The organism is Paraburkholderia sp. TE9906 (assembly GCF_056279605.1).
The window spans coordinates 43,399-68,541 of record NZ_JBWCCT010000023.1 but is presented as its reverse complement, the minus strand read 5'-3'; the positions used below and the strand labels follow the sequence as shown (position 1 = coordinate 68,541).

At 61.1% G+C, this 25,143-nt stretch carries 22 protein-coding genes and 3 pseudogenes; 15 read left to right on the top strand and 10 right to left on the bottom strand.

The window, feature by feature from the left end; genetic code table 11:
- The first annotated feature begins 12 nt into the window (after positions 1-12).
- The 5 genes from glcF (at position 13) to ACZ9H4_RS35405 (ending at position 7,372) form a co-directional block, all read left to right on the top strand.
- Positions 13-1,236 carry a glycolate oxidase subunit GlcF gene (glcF, locus tag ACZ9H4_RS35425; RefSeq protein WP_476122794.1) on the top strand — a complete coding sequence of 408 codons (1,224 nt, stop codon included), beginning with the start codon at positions 13-15 and terminating at the stop codon, positions 1,234-1,236.
- A 70-nt stretch (positions 1,237-1,306) separates the two neighbouring features.
- Positions 1,307-1,711 (top strand): heme-binding protein, encoded by a 405-nt coding sequence (locus ACZ9H4_RS35420; RefSeq protein WP_476122792.1) that lies wholly within the window; start codon positions 1,307-1,309, stop codon positions 1,709-1,711.
- A gap of 48 nt (positions 1,712-1,759) precedes the next feature.
- Complete coding sequence (locus tag ACZ9H4_RS35415) at positions 1,760-3,934, top strand: malate synthase G (protein ID WP_476122790.1); 2,175 nt, start codon at positions 1,760-1,762, stop codon at positions 3,932-3,934.
- 137 nt (positions 3,935-4,071) lie between these two features.
- Positions 4,072-5,715 (top strand): L-lactate permease, encoded by a 1,644-nt coding sequence (locus ACZ9H4_RS35410; RefSeq protein WP_408157643.1) that lies wholly within the window; start codon positions 4,072-4,074, stop codon positions 5,713-5,715.
- A 319-nt stretch (positions 5,716-6,034) separates the two neighbouring features.
- On the top strand, positions 6,035-7,372 hold the full coding sequence (locus ACZ9H4_RS35405) for an alpha/beta hydrolase (protein WP_476122787.1): 1,338 nt from the start codon (positions 6,035-6,037) through the stop codon (positions 7,370-7,372).
- 466 nt (positions 7,373-7,838) lie between these two features.
- Here ACZ9H4_RS35405 and ACZ9H4_RS35400 read toward each other — a convergent pair whose 3' ends face one another.
- The 8 genes from ACZ9H4_RS35400 to ACZ9H4_RS35365 all read right to left on the bottom strand — a co-directional run bounded on the left by ACZ9H4_RS35400 (position 7,839) and on the right by ACZ9H4_RS35365 (position 15,126).
- Positions 7,839-8,576, bottom strand: a complete 738-nt coding sequence (locus ACZ9H4_RS35400) for an ABC transporter ATP-binding protein (protein ID WP_408157647.1) — start codon at positions 8,574-8,576, stop codon at positions 7,839-7,841.
- Positions 8,569-9,294: an ABC transporter ATP-binding protein gene (locus ACZ9H4_RS35395; RefSeq protein WP_408157649.1), complete on the bottom strand. Its 726-nt coding sequence runs from the start codon at positions 9,292-9,294 to the stop codon at positions 8,569-8,571. The genes ACZ9H4_RS35400 and ACZ9H4_RS35395 overlap by 8 nt, the downstream gene beginning before the upstream one ends.
- A gap of 56 nt (positions 9,295-9,350) precedes the next feature.
- A complete protein-coding gene (locus tag ACZ9H4_RS35390; RefSeq protein WP_476122785.1) occupies positions 9,351-10,607 on the bottom strand; it encodes an ABC transporter substrate-binding protein in 1,257 nt (418 codons plus the stop codon).
- A gap of 32 nt (positions 10,608-10,639) precedes the next feature.
- Positions 10,640-11,638: a branched-chain amino acid ABC transporter permease gene (locus ACZ9H4_RS35385; protein WP_476122783.1), complete on the bottom strand. Its 999-nt coding sequence runs from the start codon at positions 11,636-11,638 to the stop codon at positions 10,640-10,642.
- Between the two features lie 86 nt (positions 11,639-11,724).
- Positions 11,725-12,588: a branched-chain amino acid ABC transporter permease gene (locus ACZ9H4_RS35380; protein WP_476122781.1), complete on the bottom strand. Its 864-nt coding sequence runs from the start codon at positions 12,586-12,588 to the stop codon at positions 11,725-11,727.
- Positions 12,585-13,031 (bottom strand): SRPBCC family protein, encoded by a 447-nt coding sequence (locus tag ACZ9H4_RS35375; RefSeq protein ID WP_408157657.1) that lies wholly within the window; start codon positions 13,029-13,031, stop codon positions 12,585-12,587. The genes ACZ9H4_RS35380 and ACZ9H4_RS35375 overlap by 4 nt, the downstream gene beginning before the upstream one ends.
- A gap of 39 nt (positions 13,032-13,070) precedes the next feature.
- The gene (locus ACZ9H4_RS35370; protein WP_476122779.1) at positions 13,071-13,901 is read right to left on the bottom strand and encodes a phosphoenolpyruvate hydrolase family protein; all 831 of its coding nucleotides are present in this window, start codon (positions 13,899-13,901) and stop codon (positions 13,071-13,073) included.
- Positions 13,888-15,126 (bottom strand): Tm-1-like ATP-binding domain-containing protein, encoded by a 1,239-nt coding sequence (locus tag ACZ9H4_RS35365; RefSeq protein ID WP_476122777.1) that lies wholly within the window; start codon positions 15,124-15,126, stop codon positions 13,888-13,890. The genes ACZ9H4_RS35370 and ACZ9H4_RS35365 overlap by 14 nt, the downstream gene beginning before the upstream one ends.
- Before the next feature lie 125 nt (positions 15,127-15,251).
- Between ACZ9H4_RS35365 and ACZ9H4_RS35360 the strand changes: the two genes are divergently transcribed.
- Positions 15,252-15,908, top strand: coding sequence for a TetR/AcrR family transcriptional regulator (locus ACZ9H4_RS35360; RefSeq protein ID WP_476122775.1), 657 nt, complete (start codon positions 15,252-15,254; stop codon positions 15,906-15,908).
- Between the two features lie 73 nt (positions 15,909-15,981).
- Here ACZ9H4_RS35360 and ACZ9H4_RS35355 read toward each other — a convergent pair whose 3' ends face one another.
- Complete coding sequence (locus ACZ9H4_RS35355) at positions 15,982-16,875, bottom strand: SDR family oxidoreductase (RefSeq protein WP_476122773.1); 894 nt, start codon at positions 16,873-16,875, stop codon at positions 15,982-15,984.
- A gap of 20 nt (positions 16,876-16,895) precedes the next feature.
- Entirely contained in the window at positions 16,896-17,591 is a 696-nt protein-coding gene (locus tag ACZ9H4_RS35350; protein ID WP_476122771.1) for a TetR family transcriptional regulator, read from the bottom strand.
- Between ACZ9H4_RS35350 and ACZ9H4_RS35345 the strand changes: the two are divergent.
- The 9 genes and pseudogenes from ACZ9H4_RS35345 to ACZ9H4_RS35305 form a co-directional block, all read left to right on the top strand.
- A pseudogene (locus tag ACZ9H4_RS35345) lies at positions 17,590-18,384 on the top strand (IS256 family transposase); the annotation flags it as partial. The gene ACZ9H4_RS35350 and the pseudogene ACZ9H4_RS35345 sit on opposite strands and share 2 nt — an antisense overlap.
- Positions 18,385-18,519: 135 nt before the next feature.
- A complete protein-coding gene (locus ACZ9H4_RS35340; RefSeq protein ID WP_007179153.1) occupies positions 18,520-19,728 on the top strand; it encodes a site-specific integrase in 1,209 nt (402 codons plus the stop codon).
- On the top strand, positions 19,725-20,651 hold the full coding sequence (locus tag ACZ9H4_RS35335) for a tyrosine-type recombinase/integrase (RefSeq protein WP_476122768.1): 927 nt from the start codon (positions 19,725-19,727) through the stop codon (positions 20,649-20,651). The genes ACZ9H4_RS35340 and ACZ9H4_RS35335 overlap by 4 nt, the downstream gene beginning before the upstream one ends.
- On the top strand, positions 20,648-21,637 hold the full coding sequence (locus ACZ9H4_RS35330) for a tyrosine-type recombinase/integrase (RefSeq protein ID WP_007179155.1): 990 nt from the start codon (positions 20,648-20,650) through the stop codon (positions 21,635-21,637). The genes ACZ9H4_RS35335 and ACZ9H4_RS35330 overlap by 4 nt, the downstream gene beginning before the upstream one ends.
- Positions 21,638-21,749: 112 nt before the next feature.
- Positions 21,750-22,223 (top strand): annotated as a pseudogene (locus ACZ9H4_RS35325) (transposase); the annotation flags it as partial.
- A 45-nt stretch (positions 22,224-22,268) separates the two neighbouring features.
- Positions 22,269-22,625, top strand: a pseudogene (locus tag ACZ9H4_RS35320) (rolling circle replication-associated protein); the annotation flags it as partial.
- A gap of 552 nt (positions 22,626-23,177) precedes the next feature.
- Complete coding sequence (locus tag ACZ9H4_RS35315) at positions 23,178-23,501, top strand: helix-turn-helix transcriptional regulator (protein ID WP_476122766.1); 324 nt, start codon at positions 23,178-23,180, stop codon at positions 23,499-23,501.
- 79 nt (positions 23,502-23,580) lie between these two features.
- Positions 23,581-24,507: a reverse transcriptase family protein gene (locus ACZ9H4_RS35310; protein WP_476122764.1), complete on the top strand. Its 927-nt coding sequence runs from the start codon at positions 23,581-23,583 to the stop codon at positions 24,505-24,507.
- 310 nt (positions 24,508-24,817) lie between these two features.
- Complete coding sequence (locus ACZ9H4_RS35305; RefSeq protein ID WP_476122761.1) at positions 24,818-25,102, top strand: type II toxin-antitoxin system RelE/ParE family toxin; 285 nt, start codon at positions 24,818-24,820, stop codon at positions 25,100-25,102.
- The last annotated feature ends 41 nt before the right edge of the window (positions 25,103-25,143 follow it).

The window sequence follows — 25,143 nt, the reverse complement described above, 5'->3', positions numbered from 1 at the left end:
ATACCTTATCCGATGCAAACCAATCTGAGTGAAGCAGCGCGGTCTCTCAAGCGCGCGGAAGAGGCCGAATCGATCCTGCGTGCCTGCGTGCACTGCGGGTTCTGTAACGCGACCTGCCCGACTTACCAGTTGCTCGGTAACGAGCTCGACGGGCCGCGCGGCCGCATTTATCTGATCAAGCAGGTGCTCGAGGGGCAGCCTGTCACCAAAAAGACGCAGCTGCATCTCGACCGGTGCCTGAGCTGCCGCAATTGCGAAACGACGTGTCCGTCGGGCGTGCGCTATCACGCGCTGCTCGACATCGGGCGCGCCGAAGTCGAGCGCCGCACGACGCGGCCGTTACGCGAGCACTGGCTGCGCGCTGGGCTGCGCCACACCGTATCGCGGCCGAACACATTTGCCGCACTGCTCGGCGCGGGCCGCGCGGTGCGCGCACTGTTGCCCGAGTCGCTGCGCGACAAGATTCCGGCACAGGCGCCGAAGGCAAGGCCCCGGCCGCATGCGCGGCATGCGCGCCGTGTGCTGATGCTCGAAGGCTGTGTGCAGCCGTCGCTCGCGCCGAACACGAACGCGGCCGCCGCGCGCGTGCTCGACCGGCTCGGGATTAGTGTGACTCCAGCGCCTCAGGCAGGCTGCTGCGGCGCGAACGAATACCACCTGAACGCGCAGGAGGCCGGGCTCGACCGCGCAAGGCACAACATCGACGCGTGGTGGGCCGCCGTCGAGGCGGGCGCTGAGGCGATCGTGATTTCAGCGAGCGGCTGTGGCGCGTTCGTCAAGGAATATGGCGACCTGCTGCGTTTCGATCAGGCGTACGCGGAGAAGGCTCGGCGTGTCAGCGCGCTTGCGCGCGACCTCGTCGAGGTGATCTCCGCCGAGCCGCTCGACACGCTCAGGCCCGCCGCCGGTCAACGGATCGCGTTCCACTGTCCGTGCACGCTGCAGCATGCACAGCGCCTGGGCGGCGCAGTCGAAGGTGTGCTCGCGCGCCTTGGCTTCGACATGACGAGCATAACGAACGCCCACCTGTGCTGCGGCTCGGCCGGCACCTATTCGCTCACGCAACCGGAAATTGCAAGGCAATTGCGAGACAGGAAGCTCGATTCACTCGAAGCCGACAGTCCGGACGCGATCGTAACGGCGAACGTCGGCTGCCAGACGCACCTGAACAGCGCGGGCCGGGCTCAGGTCGTGCACTGGGTCGAGCTTGTCGATTCGCTGTTACAACCCGAATAGCACCGCTTTTTGATGTGGCCGGAGTTAGGGGCAAACACCTGACTCCGGTCAATACTGGAGAAAGACTGAGATGCAGATGAGACCCGTACTCGGCATTGCCGAAGCGACCCGAATCCTCGAAGCCGCTCGTGACGAAGCGCAGCGCAATGGCTGGGCCGTCGCGATCGCGGTGGTCGACGACGGCGGCCATCCGCTCGCGCTCGCGCGCCTCGACGGCACCGCGCCGGTGAGTTCGTACATCTCGCAGGAGAAGGCGCGCACCGCCGCGCTTGGCCGACGCGAGTCGAAGGCCTACGAGGACATGATCAACGGCGGCCGGACTGCGTTCCTGAGCGCACCGCTCGTGGCGACGCTCGAAGGCGGTGTGCCGGTCATCGTCGATGGGCAGGTGATTGGCGCCGTCGGCGTCTCCGGGGTGAAGCCCGACCAGGACGCGCAGGTCGCGAAGGCTGGCGCAAACAGCATTGCCGCGTGAGTGCGGCAGCTTACTTAGTTCAGGCAGGAAGCAAGAAAAGGTAGGGAAATGATCGAACATTACGGACTTCAGGTCGACGAAGGGCTCGCCCGGTTCATTGAAATGGAAGCACTGCCGGGTACAGGCGTTGACACTGGCGTGTTTTGGCACGGCTTCTCGGCGCTCGTGCACGAAGTCGCGCCGCGCAACCGCGTGCTGCTCGCCGAGCGCGACCGGATGCAGAAGGAACTCGACGGATGGCATCGCGCGAATCCGGGACCGGTGCGAGACATGCGCGCCTATCGAGAGTTTCTGACCCAACTCGGCTATATCGTACCTGCGCCTGAGCGCGTTGCTGCGACCACCACGAACGTCGACAACGAGATTGCTTCGCAGGCCGGTCCGCAGCTCGTCGTGCCGTTGTCGAACGCCCGCTACGCGCTTAACGCGGCGAACGCGCGCTGGGGCAGTCTGTATGACGCGCTGTATGGTACCGATGCGCTGCCCGAAGACGGCGGCGCGACGCGCGATGGCGCGTACAACCCGGTGCGCGGCGAGCGCGTGATCGCGTACGCGCGTGACTTCCTCGATCGCGCCGTGCCGCTCGCGAGCGGCTCGCATCGCGCCGCGGCGGGCTACACGGTGGAGGGCGGCAAGCTGTCTGTTACGACTGCGTCGGGCACGATGCAACTCGCTGACCCAGCGCAGTTCGTCGGCTACCAAGGCGACGCCAGTGCGCCGAGCGCGATCCTGCTCAAGCACCACGGCCTGCACATCGAGATTCAGATCGATACATCGACGCCGATCGGTGCGAGCGATCCGGCCCACGTGAAGGACGTGATTCTCGAAGCGGCGCTCACCACCATCATCGACTGCGAGGATTCGGTGGCGGCCGTCGACGCGAGCGACAAGGTCGAGTTCTACCGCAACTGGCTCGGTTTGATGCAGGGCACGCTGACTGAGGAGGTCGCGAAGGGCGCCCGCACGTTCACGCGGCGTCTGAACGCCGATCGCGAGTACCGCGCGCCGGACGGCTCGACGCTGACGCTGCCTGGCCGCTCGCTTCTCTTCGTGCGCAACGTCGGCCACCTAATGACGACGGGCGCGGTGCTCGACCGCGACGGCAACGAGATCCCGGAAGGCATCCTCGACGGCGTTGTGACGACGCTCTGCTCGATGCACGACCTGAAAGCCAGGCGTAACTCGCGCGAGGGCTCGATCTACATCGTGAAGCCGAAGATGCACGGCCCGGTCGAAGTGGCATTCGCCGCCGATCTGTTCTCGCGCATCGAAGACTTGCTCGGTGTGGGGCGCGACACGATCAAGATGGGCATCATGGACGAGGAGCGTCGCACGAGCGTCAACCTGTCGGCGTGCATCGCGGCTGCAGCCTCGCGCGTGGCGTTCATCAACACCGGCTTCCTGGATCGCACCGGCGACGAAATGCATACCGCGATGGAAGCGGGCCCGATGCTCCGCAAGGGCGACATGAAGGCGTCCGCGTGGATCGGCGCTTACGAGCGCAGCAACGTGCTCGCCGGCCTGTCCGCCGGGCTTCGCGGGCGCGCGCAGATCGGCAAGGGCATGTGGGCGATGCCGGACCTGATGCACGCAATGCTCGAACAGAAGATCGCGCATCCGCGCGCAGGCGCGAATACGGCGTGGGTGCCGTCCCCGACCGCGGCGACGCTGCACGCGATGCACTATCACGACGTCGATGTGCAGGCCGTCCAGCAGGAACTCGAACGGATCGACTACGCGCAAGAGCGTGAAGCGCTTCTCGACGAGCTGCTCACGGTACCTGTCGTCGAGCGCACCCAGTGGAGCGACGAGGAAATCCGCCGCGAGGTCGAGAACAACGCGCAGGGCATTCTCGGCTACGTCGTGCGCTGGGTCGAACAAGGTATCGGATGCTCCAAGGTGCCCGACATCAATAACATCGGCCTGATGGAAGACCGCGCGACGCTGCGCATTTCGAGCCAGCACATCGCGAACTGGCTGCATCACGGCGTCATCACGCGCGAGTTCGTGCTCGACGTGTTCCGCCGGATGGCCGCCGTGGTTGACCAGCAGAACGCCGGTGACGCGAACTACCTTCCGATGGCGCCGAACTTCGATGCGTCCTTCGCGTTCAAGGCCGCGTGCGCACTCGTGTTCGAAGGCAAGGAGCAGCCGAGCGGCTACACCGAGCCGCTGCTGCATCAATACAGACTCGCATTCAAGCAGCACCAGCCAGCAGGCTGATCGTTTCAGGCGGGCGCTACGGCGCCCGCTTTTTTTTGTCGCTTCGACGAAGGACCGCGCATGCAGGGTGCGGCTTTTGCCTCGATCTCGACGGCGTTGCGGAAATAAATCCCGTCTATGGGAAAAATGGAGACTAGATGAACACTGAATTGCAGCTACCTGCCGGTACGTTGTTTGCCCAGCCGCTGACTCCGGTGGGTAACTCGCTCGCCCTTTCGTTTGTCGTCGCAGCTATCCCGATCGCCGTCGCGCTCGTGATGCTCGGGTTCTTACGCCGGCCGGCCTGGCAGGCGTCGCTCGGAGGACTTGTGTCCGGCCTCGTGATCGCGGTCGCCGCCTGGGGCATGCCGGTCGGTCTCGCGTTTGACTCCGTTGCTGCCGGCATGACACTCGCGCTGGTCCCGGTGATGTGGATCGTCGTCAACGCATTGCTGCTGTACAACATCGCAGTGAAATCGGGACGCTTCGACCAGTTCCGTCAATGGATGCTGGACCACCTGCCCGATGACCGGCGTCTCGTGCTGCTTGTCGTCGCGTTCTCGTTCGGCTGTCTGCTCGAAGGGATTTCCGGGTTCGGCACGCCGGTCGCGATCACGAGCGCGCTGCTGATCGGGCTCGGCTTCCCGGCGCTCGAAGCGCTGACCTTCACGCTGATCTTCAACACGGCGCCTGTCGCTTTCGGCGCGCTCGGCGTGCCGATCACGGTGCTCGGCGCCGTCACGTCGCTGCCTGCCGAGACGCTCGCCGCGATGGTGGGCCGCCAGTTGCCGTTTTTCGCATTCCTGCTGCCGTTCTATGTCGTCGGCATCTATGGTGGCATTCGCTCTATCGGCAAACTTTGGCCCGCACTCGTGGTTTCGGGCGGCAGCTTCGCACTTGCGCAGTTCATCACGTCGAACTTCCTCGGCTACCAGCTGACGGACGTCCTTGCCTCGATGACGTCGCTGATCATCACGATCGTCTTCCTGAAGTTCTGGAAGCCGGAGCCGGATCCGGCGTTTGCGCTCGCACGCAGCTCGAAGCGCGCGACGAATCACGCGGACCGCGTCGGCTACGGTGGCTGGATGCCGTGGATCCTCGTGTCGATTATCGTGATCGTCTGGGTTCACGCGAACGTCGCGTCGATCGGTCAGGCGAACATTCAGTGGCCCGGTCTGCACAATGCCGTGTACATGACGCTCTATCACAAATCCTATGCGGCGGTCTGGACGTTCCAGCCACTCGGCACCGGCACGGCGATCCTCGTCGCCGCGGTGCTCACGGCGCTCTGGACGCGCGTCGGCGTCAGCGGCTTCTTCGCCTGCGTCGCGCAGACCTGGAAGCAGACGCGTATCGCGATTGCCACCGTGATGATGATCGTCGCGCTCGCGTACCTGCTCAACTACTCGGGGATGAGCTACACGCTCGGGATGGGCGTCGCCTCGGCTGGTGCGATGTTCCCGCTCGTGTCCGCGTCGCTCGGCTGGATCGCGGTGTTCCTGTCGGGCAGTGACACCTCGGGCAACGCCCTGTTCGGCAACCTGCAGGTCGTGGCGGCTAAGCAACTCGGCCTCGATCCGGTGCTGATGGCGGCGACCAACTCGTCGGGCGGTGTGATGGGCAAGATGATCTCGCCGCAGAACATCGCAACGGGCGTCGCGACGACGGACCTGAAGGGGCAGGAGGGCGTGGTGTTCGCCCGAACGTTCTGGCACAGCGTGTTCCTGACGCTGTTGCTCGGCATGCTCGTGTTCCTGCAGCAGCACGTATTGAGCTGGATGATTCCGGCATTGCCGCATTGATGTTCGGCGGTTGACGGACGCGGCCGGATCGCGCGGCCGCCCGTACCCATCGATATCCGTAGCAGCGGTGATTGAACTCGAAGATGTCTGTGATGGCACGCCGCGTGTCAGCTACTTGTCAGAGACCCGTAGCGGACACGCGGCGCACGAGCCCCGATAACTCGGAAGGCTCGACCAGCGAGGGTGCGTTCGGTCTGTGAAGGGCCGATCAACTGCCCGTATACCAGACTTGACGTTGTCACCCGCATACGACTAATGTATGAATCACTTCGTCCAAAAACGGAACCGGGCCGGTGCCCGAAGAAGGAGGCGATTGCAGATGACCACGGCACAGACTGTTCTCGTGTTAGCACTACTCTCGACGGCTGCCGCGATGCCGGCCATCGCCGCCGATACCACCTGCGTACCGCCCAATGCGTCGGTTCCGGCTGGTGGCAACACAACCGATCCGAAGGCACCGTTCTTCATCGATACGACGGGGCTCGATCTGAAGACCACTCCGCCTACTCGCGACCCGCACAATCCGAATTATCCGAAAGCGGCAGAATTGCCCGATGGGGCGGTTCCGTCGATCGATAGCGACGGCAACTTCATCATCGGTCCGACGCATCGTCCGTCGCCAGAGACTGTTGCTCAGGCCAATGTGCCGCACGGCACGGTCCATACCTTCATCATGACCTCGGCAGATAGCGTCATCTACCGGCCCGGGATGGTTCGTGACGATATGCTCGACTGCAAGAATTCGGCGGTGAATTCCGCTTCGACCGCTCCTGGCGACAAATCCGATCTTCTGGTGCCCGCGAGCCATCCTGGCAGTTGGACTCGCGAGGTCGACGTCTATGTGCCGGCCGGTTACGTCGCGGGCACGGCAGCGCCATTCATCGTGTACGGTGATGGCGGCAGGCACAGCTTCTTCAAGGAGCAGATGCTGTTCAACGTGCTGGACAACCTCATTCACGCGCACAAGCTGCCACCGATGGTGGCCATCGGCATAGGCGCCGGTGGGCAGGACGCGCAGGGCAGCGAACGGGGCCGCGAATATGACACCGTGTCCGGCACCTACGCCGAATGGGTGGAGCAGGAGGTGTTGCCCCGCGTCGAACAGAATGCGCATGTTCGGTTGACGAAGGATCCCGATCGTCGTGCGACGATGGGCTTCAGCTCCAGTGCCGCTGCCGCCTTTACCATGGCCTGGTTCCGTCCCGATCTTTATCACCGCGTGCTTGGCTACTCGCCAACGATGGTGAACCAGCAATGGCCGCACGACACGGCACTTCCAGGCGGCGCCTGGCAGTACCATGATGAGTGGCCGGGGCCGCTCAAGCCGAACCTCACCGTGTCGGGAAATAATGTGACGCCTTCAAGCGCGTCCAATGGCATCCCGCTGATTCCGAATTCGCCGCGCAAGCCAATCCGGTATTGGTTCGAGGCAGGCGATCGCGATCTCTTTTATCCGGTCGGCCCAGTTGCCGATGGCATGCATGACTGGACCGCGGCCAACGAAGACATGGCCCGCGTCCTCGCGGCCAAGGGCTACCACTACCAATTCGTCTTCTCCCGCAATGCCGGTCATGTCGACGAAGCCACCGAAGCGCAAACCCTGGCCGAAGCACTCGAATGGCTGTGGAAAGACGGTTCTGGCACGGACAGCCGGTGAAGCCGAGCCGGCTCCGATACATAAGGAAGCCTTATTTATTGAATAAGACGGTATTCCAGCCAGTAGGTGCGGGGGTATTCTTGAGTCCGAGCGCGCAGAGGTAGTTGGCGGCCACGCGCGCCAGCGACATCACGACTCGCGACATGAGGTGTTCCAGATGATCGCGCGGAACGTCCGGCAAAGCAGGGCCGGCCCTGAAGCGCCATTCGCCTTACGCGTCGATCCGATGTTCACATTGCTGCTTCTCATCGATTACCGCCGCGCGCGTACCGATTTAGTGTGAAGCATGCGCCTGGGCCTGCGACAGCCAGCCCACGTCCCGCAGTCCTTTGTGTGCAGTTATGGCACGCATCCGGGTGGCGAGCCGCCGCTCACGTGGGTCAAGGGCTCGTCTGAGCGGCTGCCTTGTGTCACCGCCTCTAGCAAGACCGTCGCCCACGCGGGGACGGAAAAGGACAATCGGTGCCTAATGTATCGCGGCACCTACGCCTAGATACTGCTGCTGTAAGCCGCTGTCCGCTTTCAGGGCCGCCGCCGTCAATGTTAGTGCGATGCGCCCGGCCGTCATGATGGCAACCGAGTCTGCCACCGCCAGGGCCATGCCGAGATTCTGCTCAACAAGCAGAATGCTTATGCCTTCGGCGTTAACTTTGCGCAGCAGCTCGACAAGCTGTCCGATGATAGCGGGAGCGAGCCCCTCCGAGGGTTCATCGAGCACCAGTAGCCGCGGGTTTCGCAGGAGGGCGCGGCCAATAGCTAGCATCTGCTGTTCGCCGCCCGACAGTTCATGACCGCGGTTGCGGCGCCGCTCCGCGAGACGTGGAAATGCGTCGTAGACCCGCTCCATGGTCCACCCTGTGCCCTTTTCGACGATTCGTGACGCAAAAAGCCGCATATGCTCGTCGACGGTCAAGGAACGGAATACCCGGCGGCCCTGCGGCACAAATCCGATGCCCCCGCTGCTGATCTCATGCGGACGGCGCCCGCGAAGCTCTTCGCCGCGCCACTGAATCGAGCCACCTGAGATGTCCTGCAACCCGATGATGGCGTTACACAACGTGCTCTTGCCCATACCGTTTCGTCCGACCAGAGCGAGGGGCGCACGCGTCACGTCCAGATCCACGCCCTGAAGCACGTGACTTTTGCCGATGTGTACCTGCAAACCTCGCACCTTCAGGTCCGCCGGGACTGTCTCTTCATTCATGAGTTGCCCCAAGTCCGTCGCCAAAGTAAATACGCTGCACCTGTACATTCCCGCGGATGCTGGACGGATCGCCTTGCGCCACGAGCTGTCCGTCCTTCATCACGGTGACTTGATGCGCTAGCCGCAAAGCTACATCCATGTCGTGCTCGATCAGCACGATGGTCAGCGAGGACGGCAGGCCCTCGATCAACTCGATGAGCAACTGGCGCTCCGCGGGAGACAAACCCGCTGCGGGTTCATCCAGCAGCAGCAAACGTGGGTCGCCCGAGAGAGCCATGCCGATCTCCAGTTGACGCTGCTGCCCGTGTGAGAGCGAAGCCACTCCGTCCGTGAATCGCGAGGCCAGCCCGACGCGCTCTGCGAGTGCCCGTGCGCGCTGCCAATGCAACGAAGCGGGACCTTCACGTCGAAGCGAAAATCGGCCGGCGGAGACTCCCCGCAGGGCGACATACAGATTCTCCTGGACGGTCAGTCCGCCAAACAGCAGGGAACTCTGGTAAGTGCGTGCAACCCCCCGCCGCGCCCGTTGCCAGGACGGCAGTTGGGTGATGTCATCGCCGAACAGACGGATCGTTCCCGAGGTGGCACGCAAGTCGCCGGAAATTGCATTGAACAGCGTGGTTTTACCAGCGCCATTGGTTCCAAGCAGCACATGGCGCTCGCCGGTCCGCACTACCAACGAAACGTTGTCGATGGCCGTCACGGCCCCAAAGCGCATGCCTAGTTCCTGGACCTCCAGCGCTACTGTCGGCCCATGTAGCGAATGGCTGACCATCATGGGCAGGACGGATTGTTCCGGCCGGCTTCACCTTTGGCGAGATAGGCCTCGCGCGGCTGACCCAACGTCTGATTGACGCCCTTCGTCACTTTCACCAGCTTGTTGAAAAGCTGCCCTTGGGCGTTTTGATCGACTTCGGTCAGGTAGACGTCCACGATCCCTTGACGGTTGCCATCCAGCTTGACCTCACCGCTAGGGGAGTCCACCGTGAGGTTCGAGAGGGCCTTGCGGAACGCCGCCTGATGGTCGGACAGATCTCCGTGCACCTGGTCGAGCGCAAGTGTCATCGCTTTGGTGGCCGTGTAGTAGTTGTTGGCGAACAGCGATGGTGATTGCAGACCCTTAGGGAATTTCTTTCGATAGTCCGCGACAAAGGACTTCCACTCCGGTGAGTTGTTGTTGTCTGCGGTCGGGCCGGAGCTCAGCATGCCGATGATCTGCTTGCGGAACGGCCCACGTGCCGAAAGCACGCTCTGGTCGACCGTGATCGATCCGCCCATCATATGCGCCTGGCCGCCGGCCTGGTTGTACTGCGACATGAACGTCACGGCGTCAGAGCCGCCAAGCACGACGAATACGGCATCCACGTCGCTGGGCAACTGGGCGATCACGCTGCTGTAGTCTTTCGTGCCCAACGGTACCCAAAGCTTCGCGGGTACCTTACCGCCCTTTGCGCAGAATTCCTGCATGAAGCCGTTCACCTGCGAATAGGGGAAAGAGTAGTCCTCCGAGACAATGGCAACACGATGGTATTTTTTGACGTCGTACGCATAGCTGCCAAGGCCGGCCATCCACTGCGTGCCATCGCCCATGAAGCGGAAGAAGTTCGGCGACGGATCGCGCAGTGTGGTGTCTTCAGCCGCCGACGATCCATTGATGAAGGTGACACCCGGCACGGACTTCGAGTAGTTCTTGATGGCGATACCTTCGCTGCCCGAGAGCGGGCCGATGATCACGTCGACCTTGTCCTGTTCGACCAGTTTGCGCGCCTTGGCCACGACCACATCGGGTTCTGCGTTGGTGCCTTCGACGATCATCGTGATGCTTTTGCCGCCAGCGGTCGATTTGACATCGTCGAGCGCCAGCTGGACCCCGCGGACGCTGTCCTGTCCAGGCGACGCAAATGGGCCTTCCAGCGTGGCCAGCACGCCAATCTTGACCTGCGCCCACGCCGGAGTGGCAAGCAAGGCGCCCGATACCGCAGCGATTGCAAGCGCGCTCTTGCTAAAAGAGGTTTGGTTAAGCATTTTCATTTGTCTCATGATTTTTGGTTTTGGTGAATGAATCAGGGAATGCCTGATGATTGTTCGCCGGCCTGACGCGTCCGGATGGCGCGGCGTAGCCAGGAAACCAGGTCTGTCAGCCCTAATACGCCGGATGGAAGAAAGAGCACCACCAACAGAAAGACGGCGCCAATGAGCGTGTTATAGCGATCGCGAAAGAACAGGTCTGTCGCGAAGGTTTGCAGCAGGACGAAGACGAGTGCGCCCGCGAAAGCGCCGGCTGGGCGCCGCAGGCCGCCCAGCACGGCAATGACCAGAATGTTGGTCGCTGCGGCGAGGCCAACGGAGCCGGGCGCGATTTGCCCTTGGTACCAGAGCATCAGGACACCACCGACGGAAGCCATGAATCCGGCCAGGGCGAAGGCAGCGACCTTATGCAGCGTCACCCGGTAGCCGAGTGCGGCGAGGCGCCGGTCACTGTCGCGAAGGCCCTGCAACGCAAGGCCGAATGGCGTGCGAACGACATGGCTTACCAGGACGAGGAGCAGCCACGCCCCCCCGACGCTCAATACATAAAAGGGAATGGGTGCATTCAACGAGAGGTGGCCGATCCTGGGCGCGGCGACCCCATTGATGCCGTCGAAGGCGTTGAACAACTCATTGTTCTGCTGAGCGAATGAAAAAACGCCCATGCCAATAGCCAGTGTCAGCATGAGGAGGTACACGTCTCGCGTGCGAGATGCGATCCATCCCGTCAGTGCGCCGAACACGGTCCCGACGATGAGTGCGATCACGAGGGCCAGAGGCCAGGGAAGTGGCACACCCAGGCCGCTGCCGTTGACCGACGTGTACGCCATAGCGTAGGCAGCGAGTCCCCCTGCCGCCATCTGGGCCATCGACACCATGCCGCCATAGGTGTTCAGAAAGCTCAGCGATAACGCGATGATGCCGAACACCGCGGCCCTGGCGACGATGTTCTGCAGCCAGAACGCCGGCAACACAAGCGGCGCGAGCACCAGCGCAGCTATCACGAGCCAGCGCAGCGAGCGTCTATTCTTCATTAGTAGTACTCCGCAGGCGCCGCGCGCCGTTGTCCTGAACGAGTGCTATCCGGTCTTTCGGCAGACCCGCCGTAGTCGGGCGAGACTTATGTCCGGCCGAGGAGCCCCCGCGGCCGCACGGCGAGTACCGCGATCATGATGACGAACGTGAGCAGAATCGCGTAGTGCGGAAACAGCACGAGTCCGATCTGCTCGGCATAAGCCACCAGTAGCGCCCCCAGTGCCGCGCCTCCCAAACTGCCCATACCGCCGACAATGACCACGACCAGCGACGACATCAGATACCGCGCGTCCTCTCCTGGCGCGACCGATAGCGCTGAGCCTCCAATCACCCCCGCTAGCCCAGCCATCGCCGCGCCCAGAGCGAACACAAGGATGAACAGTCGCGGTACGTTGAAACCCATCGCTGACAGCATCGCGCGATCATCGACACCGGCCCGGATCGCCATGCCGAGCCTGGTCCGGTACATGAGGAGCCACAAGCCGAGACCGACCGCCAGTGCCACGCCGATCAGGAACAGCCGGAAGGTAGGGTAGCCGCCTAGATCCGCCGGCAGCCGCACGCTACCGTAAAGCGCATCGGGCGGATCGAACTGAAAGGTGAGACCGCCATAGCGTGCGAGCAGCAGATCGCCTAGAACGATCGAGAGCCCGATCGTCACGAGCGCCTGACGAAGATCCTGACCTTGCATGCGGTCGAGCAGCCACTTCTGCATCGCGGCGCCAAGCAAGCCGACCGCGACGGCCGCGGCAAGTAAGCCCCACCACCATCCGTGCGCCGCCGCGACGTCGTAGCCGATATAGGCGCCGAGCAGGTAGAGCGCCCCATGCGCCATGTTGACCGTGCGCAGCAGTCCAAAGACAATCGAGAAACCGCTCGCGACGATAAAATAAAGCGCGGCCAGGGTCAGCCCGTTGAGCGCGACATTGACGAGCAGGCGGGCAGTCACGCTGCGCTCAGCCTGGCAGCAACGGCAGCAAAGCCGGCGCCGAACACGTTATTGCCGATCTGTTCGATCCACTGCACGCGATCGGCGCCGCCAGTCACTTCGAAATCCGCCCACCACTCGGCGAAGGTCCGCGATCCGGCCGTCACGCGCGACAGACGCACGCCGGCCACGTAGTCGCGTACCGGCAGCGTTCCTTCGATGATCTTGTAGCTGAACGCATAGGCAAGGTCGTCGAGCATCAGCAACTGCTCGCGCACGTATGCGTCGGGCCCGAGCGTCAGCCGCCGTACGCCGCCGATGGAATCGCCTTGTGCCCCGGCTTCCATCTCACTGCGGATGATGCCGGGGTGATAACTGGGCATCCCGTTGAAGTCGCGCATGATCGACCACACGGCTTCGATGGGAGCATTGATGACGTCGCTGATATAAACGGTGTTAGACATGGTTGATCTCGCAAAGGGAGGCTGAACAAGGCCGGTAGGCTAGAAGCTCAGTTGCTTGAACGCTTGCGTCTGCGCAGTCAGGGCCTGTTCGGCGGGCAGCCGTTCCATGGAACTGGCGCCGTAGAAACCGTGACAGACCTTACAGGCACGCAGTACGTACTGGGCGTCCTGCGGCATCGCAATCGGGCCGCCGTGGCAAAGGACAATGATGTCGTCGCGAATTTGCAGCGCGGCTTCGGCGATGCGGTCGATCATGCTCACGCAGTCATCCAGCGTCATGGCGGTCTCGGCGCCGACCGTCCCTCCCGTCGTCAGTCCCATGTGAGCAACGAGGATATCGGCGCCTGCCTTCGTCATCGCGACGGCCTGGTCGGGGTCGAATACATAGGGCGTAGTGAACAATCCTTTGGCATGCGCGAGGCGGATCATCTCCACTTCCAGCGCATAGCCCATGCCGGTTTCTTCGAGATTGGCGCGAAAGACACCGTCAATCAGGCCCACCGTCGGGAAGTTCTGCACGCCGGAAAAGCCTACGCGCCGCACGTCGTCGAGGAAGGCGTCAAAGTTGCAGAAGGGATCCGTGCCGTTTACGCCTGCTATCACAGGGGTATTCCGGACTACCGGCAGTACTTCGCGCGCCATGTCCATCACGATCTCGTTCGCGTTGCCATACGCGAGCACGCCAGCCAGCGAACCGCGGCCCGCCATGCGGTAACGCCCCGAGTTGTAGATCACGATCAGGTTTATCCCGCCGGCTTCCTCGCATTTGGCGGACAAACCGGTACCGGCGCCGCCGCCCACAATGGGCTGGCGAGCGGATACCATCGACTGAAATTTCTGCAAGAGTTCGCTGCGTTCAAAACGTGGCAAGGTTTCGATCCTCGGGTTGGGGCAGTTCGCGAAAGAGCCGGACAGCCAGCTCGGCGAACTGTGGGTCATTGATGTGATAGGGCACGCGTAACAACTGGCGATGCGCTGTCTGCGATACGGTGCGTTCGAGAGCCTCGAAGAGTGCGGCATCGGCCTCGGGATCGTGGAACGGTTGACCGGGCGCGTCCAGCGCCGATACACCGCCTTCGGGCAGAAGGAAGCGCACGTCGCCTTCGCAGCGGTTTAGCCGCTCGCCTATCCAGGCACCGATGCGCGAATTTTCGTCGGCAGTCGTGCGCATAAGAGTGACCTGCGGGTTATGCGTGTATAACGTGCGGCCGCGATAGTGCGGCGGGACCGTGTCGGGCGCGCCGAAGTTCACCATGTCGAGGGCCCCACAGGAGCCGACGTATGGCGCTCGCGTCCGGGCGACAGCGCCGAAGCGATCATCGGTACAAGCCAGGATACCGCCGAGAAGGTGATCGCAAACTTCGGTCGTCGTGAGATCCAGCAGACCGGTCAGCAGGCCGCCATCGAGCAGCTTTTCCATCGACGCTCCGCCGATGCCGGTGGCGTGAAACACCAGACAGTCGTGGTCCCGCTCAAGACTCGCGCGCACGTGGCCGATACAGCTTGTCGTGACGCCGAACATGGTCAGGCCCACCGCCGGGCGCGCATCGGATGGCTCCTGGTAGCCTTGCGCCTGGCGGAACGCGCCGGTGATCGCCCCGGCCGCGTTCGCCAGCACGCGGCGCGAGATACGGTTTAGCCCGGCGATGTCCGTGACGGGGTGCATCATCGCGATATCGGTCGGGCCGACATAGGCGGACACATCGCCGGACGCCATGGTCGACACCATGAGTTTGGGCAGACCAACCGGCAGCAAACGCATTGCCGGGGTGATGAGCGCGGTTCCGCCGGAACCGCCAAGGCCGATCACGGCGCCCACGTCGTCGCGGCTCGCGAGGAACCGTTTGAACGCGTCGATCATCGCCGCCACCGAACTGCCACGGTCCCCCGTGAAGACGGCGGAGGGACCGCCAGCGTGAGCCTGCGCGACAACCTGCGCGGGGATGTCCGCACCATCGCCAGTTGGCGTCGTCGAGACATCCACGGTGACGACCGGCGCGCCGGCGAGCCGTATCTGATCGCGTAGATAAATCGCCTCGGCACCCTTGGTGTCAAACGTGCCGATCAGGTAGATCTGTTTATCGCGTGTTGTCATGTCGTTTGCTGCGCCGGTAGACTCGGTAGCGATCGTAGTTCACAGTACAAGACATCAGATTCGAAATGAGTCTATAGGATTACAATGAGACCCATGTCTCTTTTTCTGAAAATTCAGGGTAAACAATGAGTCAGGACCGACGCACCACCGTCCAGCCGATAAGCCCGCTAGTGGAAGAAAACGCCGAGACAGCCCAGCGCGGACCGCGTGCTCGCATGCGGCGCGCGCTGCTTGCAAAGGCAATGGAGATGATGGCGAGTGGCCAGACGCCGTCCGTGGCCGAACTCGCGGAGGCGGCAGAGGTGTCGCGCGCCACGGCATACCGATACTTCCCGACGCAAAGCGCGCTCGTCGCGGCGGTGGTCGATGAGAGCCTCGGGCCGATTCTCGAATGGAAGTCCGAATCGGCAGACGCGGTCACTCGCGTCGACGAACTGTTGCTCCACGCCTATCCGCGCATGGAAGAATACGAGGTGCAACTGCGTGCGGCCATACTGGTCTCGCTGCAGCAGGGTGCTCAGATCCGTGCGGGCAAAGGCGGCAACGAGGAACCACTCGTGCGCGGACATCGTATCAAACTGCTCAGTTCTGCAGCGAGCCCGTTACGCGACAAACTCGGAGAGGAGCGTTTCCAGCGTGTACTGTATGCGCTGTCCCTCGTTTACGGCACCGAAGTCTTTCTCGTGCTGAAGGACATCTGGCACCTCGAACTCGAAGAAATCCTGCAGACTGTGCGCTGGACTGCACGGGCGATACTGCGACACGCAAGCACCGACGAGTGACGAGCAGATGTGCCCCGGGCGTGTGCCCAATCGTCGAATCCACTCGGTTCGGCAAAGGGAGTCAAGTCGTTCTTCATATGGCCGTCGGGGATTGGCGTAGGCCTCTCGCGAACATTTCGACGCTTGTCTTCGGTTTGCCGAGATCTCGCCAGGTCTGGTCTGCATAGAAGGGGTCTTCATGGCTCCCGAAATAGGCGAACAGATGTCCGACGAACTTGATCCGCGGGCTGAAGAGGCCGAGGACCCTGATCACCCATAGGGGGGCGATCCGGATTTTCAGAGCAGGTTCGTAGTGCTGGACGAATTGCTCCATCGCCTGTTTGACGGTGACGGCTTCAGGTCCCTGGATAGGGCAGTGTTCCGGCATCGTTTCGGGACGCTGAAAGGCCCTGACCACTTGTCGCCCATAGTCGGCCGCGCTGATCCAATAGACCTTCACGCTGGTGTTTCCGATCCATTGAAGCGCGTTCTTGTCGATCATGTTTGGCAGCAACTCCAGGAAATGGGTCGGTGCAAAAAAAGTGTGCGGGATGCCGGACGCCGCGATGATATCGTGCCCCTCCATCCTGATGAGGTTCGGGACCATGTTGTTTCGGATCGTCGGGAGCGCCGGAGGATAGGCGCCAAGCGCCCCGATCTTCGCGATGTACTGAATGTCCAGCCCTTCGGTGGCGGCTATCAGGTTCTTTATGCCTTCCCGTTCTTCGTAGAAGGGCAGGTTCAGGTCCACCGTCTCGGTAGCGAGATTGATGTAGATCGCGTCCATTCCATCGAGGCCGGCGCGTAAGCCTGGAATGTCCCGAAGATCCCCTTGGACGATCTCTACATTGGCCGGGAGTCTGATCCTCGCCTTGTCCGGCGCGCGAACGATTGCCCGTACCTCGAAGGTTTTGGCCAGTTCCACGACGACCGGCGTACCGAGACGGCCTGTTGCCCCGATCACGGCTATCTTCTTTATCTGTCGCATCGCTACTCCCGTGTGATGGGTCAAAGGATGTTTCTGATTGCCTGCGGGTCGTAATAGCGATCTATGGCAGCGTTCTTCAGTCCGAGGCCTCGCAGCAGAAGTCGGAAGGCGCATTCGACCAGTTCTTCCTGGGGCATGTCGTAATCGATCACGCCGACGTCAGGCAGGCTGATCAAGTGCAGCGTGTTCGAGAGGTGATGGACAAACCAGATGTCGGTTTTGGTGGTGCGCACACCGTCTTCGACATCGCCGGCTGCCCGCGCGGCTCGAAGAGACCTTTCAAAAACGCCGATCCACGGCTTTACATGGCGGTCCAGGAACGCCTTCGCCAATCGACCGTCATCGAGCAGGCTCGACGTGACAAGACGCTTGGTGTTCTCATGAACCTGCCGCGCGCCGATGCCCGGGAAGACGGCCTGTACCAGCACGGCGACGCCCATCACCAACGTTGCCGTTGACGGCGTTGCTCCGTCAAAGAGTGGGCCGCCGAACGCGTTCGCGTCGACGCAATGGCTTTCGAGCTCGGCATACAGCGCTTCCTTTCCCGAGAAGTGCTTGTAGAGAAGTGCTTCGGAAATCCCTGCTGCCTTGGCGAGAGCTAAAGTCGGAAGTGGTGTACGGGGGGGATTGAGGCGGGGGATTGAAGGCGGTGGAGGTTTCGGCTGAGAATCTGATTGTCGAAGTCGGAAACCAGCGAACAACAAACCATCCACCATAAGCAAGTTTACGGAAAAAGAAGTCGTCGGTCTATCGGAAGTCGGTCTGGGTCTGGACGAACTGGTCCGGCACGGAGCCCGGCAGGTGATCCAGCAGGCAATCGAGGCGGAGCTGTCGGCGCTGCTGGAGCGGTTCGAGAACGTCAAGACATTGCACGGCCAGCGTGCCGTGGTGCGCAACGGCTATTTGCCGGAGCGCGAAGTGTTGACGGCGGCCGGACCGATTCCAGTGAAGGTGCCGAAGGTTCGTGATCGATCGGGATCGGGCGTGAAGTTCAATTCATCGATTGTGCCACCGTACGTGAGGAGGTCACCGCGCGTGAGCGCCGCACTGCCGTGGCTGTATCTGAAGGGCATTTCGACGGGCGACATGAGCGAAGCACTGAGCGTGCTGCTGGGCGAGGACGCCAAGGGTTTGTCGGCGAACGTGGTGAGTCGTCTGAAGGCGCAATGGGCCGACGAGCATGCCAGCTGGAGCCGGCGTGATCTGTCGAAGTCGCGCTATGTGTATTGGTGGGTCGACGGCATTCATACCGGCCTGCGCAGTGAGAACTCAGACGGCCAGTGCCTGCTGGTGATTATCGGCGTGAGGCCGGATGGGCGCAAGGAGCGCGTAGCAATCGGCGATGGGTATCGCGAGTCGAAGGCGTCCTGGCAGGAGCTGCTGCTCGATCTGAAATCGCGTGGCTTGCAGGGTGGTCCGCTGCTGGCCGTCGGAGATGGCGCAATGGGATTCTGGGCCGCACTGGAGGAAGTGTTTCCTGCAACTCGCGGCCAGCGCTGCTGGTTTCATTATGCCGACCTCCGGATTATGCCGGCGTGCAGCCGCAATGCGGCGGTGCTGGCGGGGAACGCGCTGTAGGCATCGGCATAATCTCGGTGACTGAGCGATGCTTCCTTTTCCACAACTCGGAGAAGGAGACAACTCATGTCAAATCCATCTCGTGTCCGTATCACCGGACCGCTCGCCTCGTTCGCAGACGGCTTCGCTGCGGAGTTGAGCAAACAAGGTTACCGGCCCAATGCCGCTGCAAATCAACTGCAGCTTCTTGCGCATCTGAGCCGGTGGCTTGCTTCCAGGCGACAAGACGCGACGACGCTCACCGCTCCGGTCCTGGACGAATTCCTGAATGCACGGCGCGCGCAGGGCTACACGTTGTGGCTGTCATCCAAAGCACTGGCGCCGCTGGTCAGCTACCTCAGTAACGTTGGGATCGCGGTGGCAAGCGCGCACGCGGTGTTAAGTCCCAGCGAATCAATGCTGGAGCGCTATCGCAAATACCTTGTCGATGTGCGCGGGCTTGTCGCGACCAGCGCTCGCGGATATGTCGACGTAGCTCGTGCCTTTGCCGTGACCAGAGTCGTCGATGGCGAACTCGATTGGAAGTGCTTGCGACCGCAGCACCTGATCCAATTTGTGCTCTCTGCTAGCCGCGGTCGCTCAACCGGCACAGCGAAGATAACAGTAACGGCACTGCGCTCTTTGCTCATCTACTTGCATATCGAAGGTTTTATCGCGCAGCCGCTTGACACAGCAGTTCCGTCGGTCGCCGGCTGGCGCCTTGCGGGGCTGCCATGCGCACTGGAGAGACGCGACGTGCAACGCTTGCTGGCGGCTTGCGATCGGCGCACTCATCACGGACAACGCGATTTCGCTATGCTGATGCTGCTCGCGCGTCTGGGCTTGCGTGCCGGAGAGGTGCGTATGCTCAAACTTGACGACATCGACTGGCGCGCGGGTGAACTCGTGGTGAGAGGTAAAGGTCAGCGCATCGAACGCCTTCCTTTGCCTGCGGATGTAGGCCAGGCATTGGCATCGTATCTGCGACGTGGCCGCCCCGATACCGCACAAGGCCGTACTGTGTTCGTGCGTACACGCGCTCCTCACCGTGCGCTCTCATCCGCAGGTGTCACAGAAGCGGTGGCCGCCGCGGCTTCACGCGCGGGCCTCCCTCACATGAGCGCCCATCGACTGCGTCATACACTTGCAACCCAGATGGTTCGCTCGGGTGTTGCACTTCCCGAGGTCGCCCAGGTGTTGCGTCATCGGCGCCTGATGACCACGTCAATCTACGCGAAGGTCGACCGGGAGGGGTTGCGCCTGCTCGCCCGTCCGTGGCCGGGAGGTGCGGCATGAGCGAATTACATTGTGCTCTGGCTGAGTATTTGAATTTGCGCCGCTCGCTGGGCTACAAGCTGCGGCGGTCGGAGAAGCTGCTGAAGCAATTCATTGATTTTTTCCTGACCACAGGAGCACCGGCGATCACCATTCAACACGCTTTAACGTGGGCGTGCCAACCAAACGACGGCAGCAACAACTGGTGGGCCTATCGTCTATCGGCCGTTCGTGGATTCACTAAGTATCTGCAAGCCACCAATCCTTCCATCGAGGTTCCACCATCTGACTTATTGCCTTGGCGGCCGCACCGAGCCTGCCCGTATCTGTATCGTGAGGAAGAGATCATCGCGCTAATCAAGGCCGCCAGCGCGCTCAGCTCACCGCTACGAGTAGCAACTTACCAGAGCTTGATCGGATTGCTTGCCGTGACCGGGATGCGAGTGGGTGAGGCGATCAACCTCGATCTGCAAGACTTCGATGCGCGCAACGGCACACTGATCATCAGACGTGCGAAGTTCAATAAGATGCGAGAAATTCCCTTGCACCCAACAACGGTCGCGTCGTTGAAGCGTTATCTCGCCCGCCGCAACCGAATGGCCAGCGCCGAGGGAACCTCGGCACTGTTCATATCTCCGACGGGCAACCGGCTCCTGTACTGCAACGTTCAGTGGACCTTCCAGCGAGTCGCCCGCCAAGCAGGTCTGGTGTCGCGCACCACTCATTGTCGCCCCCGTATTCATGACATGCGTCATGCGTTCGCCGTTAACACGATGCTCGAGGCCTACCGGGATGGTTCGAACACGCAGCAACGCCTCACGCTGCTTTCAACTTATCTCGGGCACGTAAGCCCGGCATCGACCTATTGGTATCTGTCGGCAGCTCCGGAGCTACTCGCTAAGGCAGCCGAGCGTCTGGAGCATCTGCACGGAGAGCAAACATGACTGAACTTGCCATTACTCTGCAAGCATTCTTCACTGATCGGCTCATCCGGGAGCGTCACGCGAGCCCATGCACCGTTGCGGCGTATCGCGATACGTGGCGATTGTTGCTTGGTTTCTGCGCAAAGCGAACAGGCAAATCACCGTCGGCACTTGATTTTACCGATTTCGACATTTCGCTTGTCTGCGCCTTCCTGGACCACCTCGAACGGGATCGTAAAAACAGCGTGCGTACTCGTAACGCTCGGCTCGCCGCCATCCACTCACTGTTTCGCTACGCGGCATTACGTCACCCCGAACACGCAGCCACCATCGCTCGGGTGCTGGCGATACTTCCCAAGCGCTTTGAGCGTGCGATCGTTACCTTCCTTACCGAAGTTGAAGTGCAAGCGTTGCTTGCGGCACCCGATCGCACCTTATGGTCAGGACGACGTGACTACGCGATGCTACTGGTCGCGGTGCAAACCGGTTTGCGAATCTCAGAGGTGATCGGCCTGCTATGGACTGACGTTCACCTCGGCGCTGGCGCACATGTCGCCTGTCAGGGTAAGGGCCGAAAGGATCGCATCACACCCTTGACCGTCCCTGTGGTTAAGGTGCTGCGCGTATGGCTTGCCGAGTGTGAGGCCAATCCAGCTGCGCGGTTGTTCCCAACGCGCACCGGTACACCTCTCAGTCGAGACGCGATTGAGCGCCGTATCACTCTCCATGCAGCTAAAGCATCCGCTGCGTGTGCCACTTTGGCAAACAAGAACGTCACTTTCCATGTGCTTCGACATACGGCTGCAATGCGGCTTCTCGAAGCGGGAGTCGATCCCACGGTAATCGCTCTATGGCTAGGCCATGAACATGTCGACACCACTACCATCTACCTTCATGCACATCTAGGCATCAAGGAGCAAGCTCTCGCCCGGGCCCGAATGCCGAACGCGAACCCGGGCCGGTATCGTCCCTCCGATCCACTTCTCACCTTCCTGGAATCGCTCTGATTATGCCAATGCCTACAGCGCGTTCCCCGCCAGCACCGCCGCATTGCGGCTGCACGCCGGCATAATCCGGAGGTCGGCATAATGAAACTTAGGCCGATATCGGCCTAAGTTTCACAAGATGGGCAACGTGCTCAATGCGCTACCGAAGTCACAGCAAGGCAAAGCCAAAGCAGATCTGCAGGCGATCTGGATGGCCGCCACGCGCGCCGACGCGTATGCCGCGTTTGATCGTTTCGTGACGGTCTACGCGGCAAAATATCCGAAGGCGACAGAAACGTTGAAGAAGGACCGGGAGAGCCTGCTGGCCTTCTACGACTTTCCGGCCGAGCACTGGCAGCATTTGCGGACGACGAATGCGATCGAGTCGACGTTCGCGACCGTGCGCCATCGAACGACGCGTACGCGCAACTGCGTGTCACGACCGACCTTCCTTGGTCTGGCATTCAAGCTGATCGAGGAAGCCGAGAAAACCTGGCGCCGCGTCAACGGGCCTGAAAAGATCAAGCTGTTGCTGGAAGGCATTGCCTTCAGGGACGGCGAACCGGTGCAGGACGATCGACCGGTTCAGCAGAAACTCGCCGCTTGAAATCGCCGATCATCAAGCAGCCCATACACCACTCTTGACGCTAGCTCCTACCGTGTCCTGCGTTCGATCTGGCATAACATCGTCGGCTTCGATAACGGCAATGTGCACGTCCGTAATCCGTTCAAGGAAAAAGGCCTGCGGCACAAGCTTGCGGGCTATCTGGCGAAGTACATCACGAAGGGCTTTTCGGAACACGCGATGAACGAAAAGCGCTACTGGACCAGTCGCGGCGTGGTCGTGCCGGAGCGTATGCCCATCGAACATATCCTGTCGGACGATCCTGCCGAAGCGCTCAAGATCGCGTTCGCGGCGGCAAAGCGCGTCGGAGCCACGCTCGACCGGTGTCAGACGTTCTGGCGTCAGGAACTGGGGTGCTTTTGGCTCTCTACTCGAGAAATTTAGCGGCAACCTATCTGGAATTATTTTCGCTACCAGCGAAAATAATTTTGACTTTCATCGACGGCAGGCATATGCTGTGTTCAGCAGTTAGCGGAGACGTAATCTCGTGTTGTTGGGGCGGAAGCCCTGTGGGAAGGTAACTTCCTAATGTTTGCCCCCTCTTGTGGTTTCGCCACGGAAGGGGATAGGCGAGTTCCGCGAGAGCGGAACTCGGTGAGGTAGGTGGGGGACAAGGCGCTGTTCACTCCGTGCTTTTGCTTTCCGAAGGTGTGCGAGAGGCTGTCACTGTTGAACGCGTCGTGCGAACAACGTTGTAGTGGCGGTCATCCTTGGGAGAAAGTGTATGCAAAAGCTTAAACAAGCTGCAGAACAGTGTCCGTCCGATGTGGGGTTCTCTAAGTGGATTGTGCTAATCCGGTTTCTTCTACGGTTTGGCGCATTGCTGCACCACCTTTTTAGCGCGGTTGACAAGCTTATTGCCGACCTGCTTAAGCTGGGAGGACATTCATAACGGACTTACCCCCTTATTTTCACTCGCTCTTTGGGAGTACTGCCATGTTAGGCGAGGCGCTTCGATTGGTTCGTGTTTATCATGACCTTTCTCAATCTCAGTTGTGCTCGGACTTGGGTGTGTCCAATTCGTATGTATCGGAAGTTGAGTCGGGCAAGAAACAGCCAACGTTAGAGTTATTGCAAAAGTATTCGGCCGCGTTTGATATTCCGGTTTCGTCGTTGCTCTTCTTTGCGGAGAATCTAGGTGATCCGCGACCAACGGACAGGCTTCGCAAGGTTGCTGCGAGCCAGGTGATTTCGCTGCTTCAATGGGTGGAGAACAAGAATGCCCGGCGCACCGAAGAAGTACGTAAGAAAGGGTCGTAGTTATCGATATGATGTTACCCAGTGCCGTCTATATCGCGTCGGCTCTCCGACGAAGCTATCGGAGACTTTGGAAATTCCGTTGGACAAGTTACAGGCGCTAGCTTGTCGGAGTGACAACTACAAGAGTTTTCAGAAGGACGATTTGGATCCATTTGCGTTGCGTGGTCGGAAGCCGCGCGAGATTCAGGAACCTAAACCGGCTCTGAAAGCTGTCCATGAGCGCGTAGCTAGACTACTCAAGCATGTCGAGGTGCCTGAGTATCTGCATTCAGCGGTGAAGGGCGTTTCGTATCGAACAAACGCCCTTCAGCATGCCAAAGTCGGCGCTTCTATTCTCACAATGGATGTACAGGACTTCTACCAATCGACGGGAGAGTCACGGGTTTTTAATTTTTTTCGTGAGGTCCTTCTGTGTGCGCCCGACGTTTCAAGGCTCATAGCCAAATTGTTAACGTGGCGCGGGGTACTGGCAACGGGAAGTTCAGTCAGCCCGCTTCTTTCGTTTCATTGCAATCGTCCAATGTTCGATGAAATGGCGGCGATTGCAGTTGAGGGTTCTTTGACGTTCACGTGCTACGTGGACGATATTACTTTTTCGGGATCTGCTGTGCGACGTGGTTTGGCGTGCGCGATCGGCCGCATCGCTCGAAGGCATGGGCACTGCATCAAGGAGCGGAAAACACGCTTCTACAGTCCGGGGCAGGCGAGCATCATTACGGGTGTCGTGGTAACGGATGGAGTTGTGAGCGTGCCGCACGAGCGCCGACTTAAGGGGCGTCGAATCGAAGCGGCGATTGCGTCTGCGGAGAATCCGATTGATCGCCTTGCGTTGACCGAGAAATTGATGGGGCTCGCAGGAGAGGCCGCTTATCTCGATCCGACTTTTCGGCCGTGGGCTCGTGGGATCAGTAGCCGGCTTAAAGTTATGCGCGGTGCGGCCGCGTATGTCACCAAGCCTGAGGATGCGAGTGCTCGTGCAACAATATCGAGCCCGCCTTGGGAATAGTGTTTCTAATTAGGCCGTGTTCAGCGGGGCTGTCGTGGATGGGTCTGCGGCTACAATAGAATCTGGTTAGATACTTGGGGGTTGTGATGCTTACTGTGGCGTTGCCGGATGAGCTTGAGGTGGCTGTGGTGACTGCAGCGCATCGGTCTGGGCAGTCGGTGGATGAATACGTGGCCGCCGTGTTTGCTGACGCGTTGTCGCTTGAAATAGACCGCTCGCGGCTCGATTCGTTTTTGTCGGGAACGCCGGGGGTTGCGCACGAACGGGCGCGGGCGTGGCTGTCTGATCTGGCCGATGGGAAGCGCACTGAATGCCCGCGTTAATCTGGCATCCCGACGCGCTGGATGATGTGGCGCGTCTCTATGACTTCCTTGCTCCAAACAGTCCTGCCGCTGCACGACATGCCGCTTCGGTGATTCTTGAAGCGGCTGACCGGGTTGCGGAAAACCCAACGATTGGCGTCCCTCGGGCCGAGTTCCGCGAATGGTTCGCGCCGTTCGGCCGCAGCGCCTACGTCCTGCGGTACGCGATTCTGGACGATGGTGACGTGATCGTTACGCGGGTTTGGCATAGCCGCGAACATCGGACGAATTAGGGCGTTTCGGGCCAGGTGGTTGCCATGCGGCGGCGGTTTGC

Excerpts from the sequence above, each read along its gene's own strand:
- ACZ9H4_RS35365 (WP_476122777.1), bottom strand. The coding sequence starts at position 15,126 with ATGACAACACGCGATAAACAGATCTACCTGATCGGCACGTTTGACACC.
- ACZ9H4_RS35420 (WP_476122792.1), top strand. The coding sequence starts at position 1,307 with ATGCAGATGAGACCCGTACTCGGCATTGCCGAAGCGACCCGAATCCTC.
- ACZ9H4_RS35385 (WP_476122783.1), bottom strand. The coding sequence starts at position 11,638 with ATGAAGAATAGACGCTCGCTGCGCTGGCTCGTGATAGCTGCGCTGGTG.
- ACZ9H4_RS35340 (WP_007179153.1), top strand. The coding sequence starts at position 18,520 with ATGTCAAATCCATCTCGTGTCCGTATCACCGGACCGCTCGCCTCGTTC.
- ACZ9H4_RS35415 (WP_476122790.1), top strand. The coding sequence starts at position 1,760 with ATGATCGAACATTACGGACTTCAGGTCGACGAAGGGCTCGCCCGGTTC.
- ACZ9H4_RS35390 (WP_476122785.1), bottom strand. The coding sequence starts at position 10,607 with ATGAAAATGCTTAACCAAACCTCTTTTAGCAAGAGCGCGCTTGCAATC.
- ACZ9H4_RS35400 (WP_408157647.1), bottom strand. The coding sequence starts at position 8,576 with ATGAATGAAGAGACAGTCCCGGCGGACCTGAAGGTGCGAGGTTTGCAG.
- ACZ9H4_RS35395 (WP_408157649.1), bottom strand. The coding sequence starts at position 9,294 with ATGCGCTTTGGGGCCGTGACGGCCATCGACAACGTTTCGTTGGTAGTG.
- ACZ9H4_RS35330 (WP_007179155.1), top strand. The coding sequence starts at position 20,648 with ATGACTGAACTTGCCATTACTCTGCAAGCATTCTTCACTGATCGGCTC.
- ACZ9H4_RS35305 (WP_476122761.1), top strand. The coding sequence starts at position 24,818 with ATGCCCGCGTTAATCTGGCATCCCGACGCGCTGGATGATGTGGCGCGT.
- ACZ9H4_RS35375 (WP_408157657.1), bottom strand. The coding sequence starts at position 13,031 with ATGTCTAACACCGTTTATATCAGCGACGTCATCAATGCTCCCATCGAA.
- ACZ9H4_RS35315 (WP_476122766.1), top strand. The coding sequence starts at position 23,178 with ATGTTAGGCGAGGCGCTTCGATTGGTTCGTGTTTATCATGACCTTTCT.
- ACZ9H4_RS35405 (WP_476122787.1), top strand. The coding sequence starts at position 6,035 with ATGACCACGGCACAGACTGTTCTCGTGTTAGCACTACTCTCGACGGCT.
- ACZ9H4_RS35355 (WP_476122773.1), bottom strand. The coding sequence starts at position 16,875 with ATGCGACAGATAAAGAAGATAGCCGTGATCGGGGCAACAGGCCGTCTC.
- ACZ9H4_RS35410 (WP_408157643.1), top strand. The coding sequence starts at position 4,072 with ATGAACACTGAATTGCAGCTACCTGCCGGTACGTTGTTTGCCCAGCCG.
- ACZ9H4_RS35360 (WP_476122775.1), top strand. The coding sequence starts at position 15,252 with ATGAGTCAGGACCGACGCACCACCGTCCAGCCGATAAGCCCGCTAGTG.
- ACZ9H4_RS35335 (WP_476122768.1), top strand. The coding sequence starts at position 19,725 with ATGAGCGAATTACATTGTGCTCTGGCTGAGTATTTGAATTTGCGCCGC.
- ACZ9H4_RS35350 (WP_476122771.1), bottom strand. The coding sequence starts at position 17,591 with ATGGTGGATGGTTTGTTGTTCGCTGGTTTCCGACTTCGACAATCAGAT.
- glcF (WP_476122794.1), top strand. The coding sequence starts at position 13 with ATGCAAACCAATCTGAGTGAAGCAGCGCGGTCTCTCAAGCGCGCGGAA.